The following is a 2,740-nucleotide window of genomic DNA, read 5'->3' on the forward strand; positions in this document are numbered from 1 at the left end:
CGGTTGATGCCGTCGATCAGGGAGTGACGGCAGCCGTACTTGTTGTCGAACTTCGACTTCGTCACGGCATCGTTCACATTGATCGCCGGGAACAGCAGCCGGCCCTCGCGGTGCATCTCGTACAGGCGGTGGACACCGGTCGTGGTCTCCTCCGTGACACCGCGGATCTCCGCTGCCAGCGCCGTCCAGTCCAGGGCCGACCGGCCCAACAGCTCCAGGACGCAGCGCACTTCGTCGTTCTCGGCCGTCGACGGGTCCGGGACCGCCCCAGCCTTCTGGTACTCCACACCCTTGTGGACGAGGAGCGTGGCGTCCCCGCCGTCGTCCAGGATCATGTTCGGGCCCACGGCGTCCGGCCAGGTCAGAGCCTGCTCCGTACACCACCAGTACTCCTCCAGCGTCTCGCCCTTCCAGGCGAACACCGGAATACCGGCGGCGGCGATCGCGGCCGCCGCGTGGTCCTGCGTGGAGTAGATGTTGCAGGACACCCACCGCACCCGCGCGCCGAGCGCGACCAGCGTCTCGATGAGGACGGCCGTCTGCACGGTCATGTGCAGGGAGCCCGTGATCCGCGCGCCCGCGAGCGGCTGCTGCTCGGCGTACTCGCGGCGGATCGCCATCAGGCCCGGCATCTCGTGCTCGGCCAGTGTGATCTCCTTGCGGCCGAACTCCGCCAGGCCGATGTCGGCGACCTTGTAGTCCGTGAAGTCAGACATGGACAACGCTCCTTGAAGCTTGAATCGTTCGGTGGATTTCCAGTGCCGCCGTGGACTTGTTCAGCGTGATGTAGTGCAGGCCCGGTGCCCCTTCGTCGAGCAGCCGCAGGCCCATCGCCGTCGCGTACTCGACGCCGGTCCGGTACGCCGCCGCAGGGTCGTCCCTGGCCGCCTCCAGCCGGTGCGCCAGGTCCTCCGGGAACGCGGCGTCGCTCAGCTCGGCGAATCTGCGGATCTGGCGGACGTCCGTGGCCGGCATGATCTCCGGGATGATCGGGGTGTCGCAGCCGGCCGCCGCGACCCGGTCCCGCAGCCGCAGATAGTCCTCCACGTCGAAGAACATCTGCGTGATGGCGTAGTCGGCGCCGGCCCGGCACTTCGCCACGAAGTGCGCGAGGTCGCTCTCCGGACTCGAAGACCGGGGGTGGCCTTCGGGAAAGGCCGCCACCCCGATCCGGAAGTCGCCCAGGGACCGCACCAGTTCGATCAGTTCGTACGCGTACGTGAAGCCCTCCGGGTGCGGGGTCCACACACCGCGCGGATCGCCCGGAGGGTCGCCGCGCAGCACGAGCACGTCCCGTACACCCGCGTCCGCGTACGCGCCGATGATGGCGCGCAGCTCCGCCACCGAGTGGCCGACCGCCGTCAGGTGCGCCACCGGCCGCAGGGTCGTCTCGGCCACGATCCGCTGGGTGACGTCGATGGTCCGGTCGCGGGACGAGCCGCCGGCGCCGTACGTCACGGAGACGAAGTCCGGCGCCAGCGCCTCCACCCGGCGGATCGCGTCCCACAGCACCGTCTCTCCGCGCTCGCTCTTCGGCGGGAAGAACTCGAACGAGAAGGTGGGGTTCCCGGTCGGGTTCACCGTCGTCCTCCCGCGTTGAAGTAGCTCGCCTCCGGGTGGTGGACGACGATCGCGTCCGTCGACTGCTCCGGATGGAGCTGGTACTCCTCCGACAGCTCCACCCCGATCCGCTCCGGGCGCAGCAGCTCGGCGATCTTCGCGCGGTCCTCCAGGTCGGGGCAGGCCGGATAGCCGAGCGAGTAGCGGCAGCCCTGGTACTCGGTGCGCAGCATGCCCTCGATTCCCGTCGGCTCCGAGGCACCCGCGATGCCCCACTCCTCGCGGACCCGCGCGTGCCAGTACTCGGCCAGGGCTTCGGCCAGTTGCACGGACAGACCGTGCAGTTCGAGATAGTCGCGGTACCGGTCGGCGGCGAAGAGCTTCGCGGTCTCCTCGCCGATCCGCGAGCCGACCGTGACGACCTGGAGGCCGATCACGTCGACCTCGCCCGAGTCCTGGGCGCGGAAGAAGTCGGCCAGGCAGAGGCGGCGGCCCCGCTGCTGGCGGGGGAAGGTGAAGCGGGTCCGCTCGCCTCCGTCCTCGTCCAGGACGATCAGGTCGTCGCCCTTGGACACACAAGGGAAGTAGCCGTGGACGACGGCCGCTTCGAGGAGGTGGTCCGTCTGGATCCGGTCCAGCCAGCCGCGCAGCCGCGACCGGCCCTCCGACTCGATGGTCCCGGCGTCCTTCAGGCCCCACTGCCCCTTGAAGAGGGCGCCCTCGTCGAGCCAGGAGGCGTACTCGGCGAGCTGGATGCCCTTGACGACCCGGGTGCCGAGGAACGGCGGCTCCGGGACGGAGTTGTCGGTGGCCACGTCCGAGCGACCGGCCGGCTCGGGCTCGCGGACCTCCGGCAGAGGCGTCTCCCGCTTGGGCACCCGGCGCTGCTTCAGCTCCGGGAGTACGGCCCCGGGCACGCCCCGCTTGATTCCCATGAGCGCGTCCATGAGCCGCAGCCCCTCGAACGCGTCGCGGGCGTAGCGCACCTCGCCCTGGTAGATCTCGTGGAGGTCCTGCTCGACATACGCCCTGGTCAGGGCGGCACCGCCGAGGATCACCGGGAACCGTTCGGCCAGTCCCCGGCCGTTCAGTTCCTCCAGGTTCTCCTTCATGATCACCGTGGACTTGACCAGCAGGCCCGACATGCCGATGACGTCGGCGCGGTGCTCCTCGGCCGCTT

3 protein-coding genes are annotated in these 2,740 nt (G+C 69.8%); all 3 read right to left on the minus strand.

Features of this window, described 5'->3' with window-relative positions; all coding sequences use genetic code 11:
• A partial coding sequence (locus ABZY12_RS34255; RefSeq protein WP_356897353.1) for an adenosylhomocysteinase occupies window positions 1–716 on the minus strand: 716 nt, incomplete at its 3' end.
• The gene (gene metF, locus ABZY12_RS34260; protein ID WP_356897355.1) at window positions 709–1,581 is read right to left on the minus strand and encodes a methylenetetrahydrofolate reductase [NAD(P)H]; all 873 of its coding nucleotides are present in this window, start codon (window positions 1,579–1,581) and stop codon (window positions 709–711) included. The genes ABZY12_RS34255 and metF, both read right to left, overlap by 8 nt.
• Window positions 1,578–2,740: vitamin B12 dependent-methionine synthase activation domain-containing protein (locus tag ABZY12_RS34265; RefSeq protein WP_356897357.1), on the minus strand; the 1,163-nt coding region annotated here is incomplete at its 5' end. The genes ABZY12_RS34265 and metF, both read right to left, overlap by 4 nt.

This window comes from Streptomyces sp. NPDC006551 (genome assembly GCF_040611675.1).
Lineage (GTDB): Bacteria > Actinomycetota > Actinomycetes > Streptomycetales > Streptomycetaceae > Streptomyces.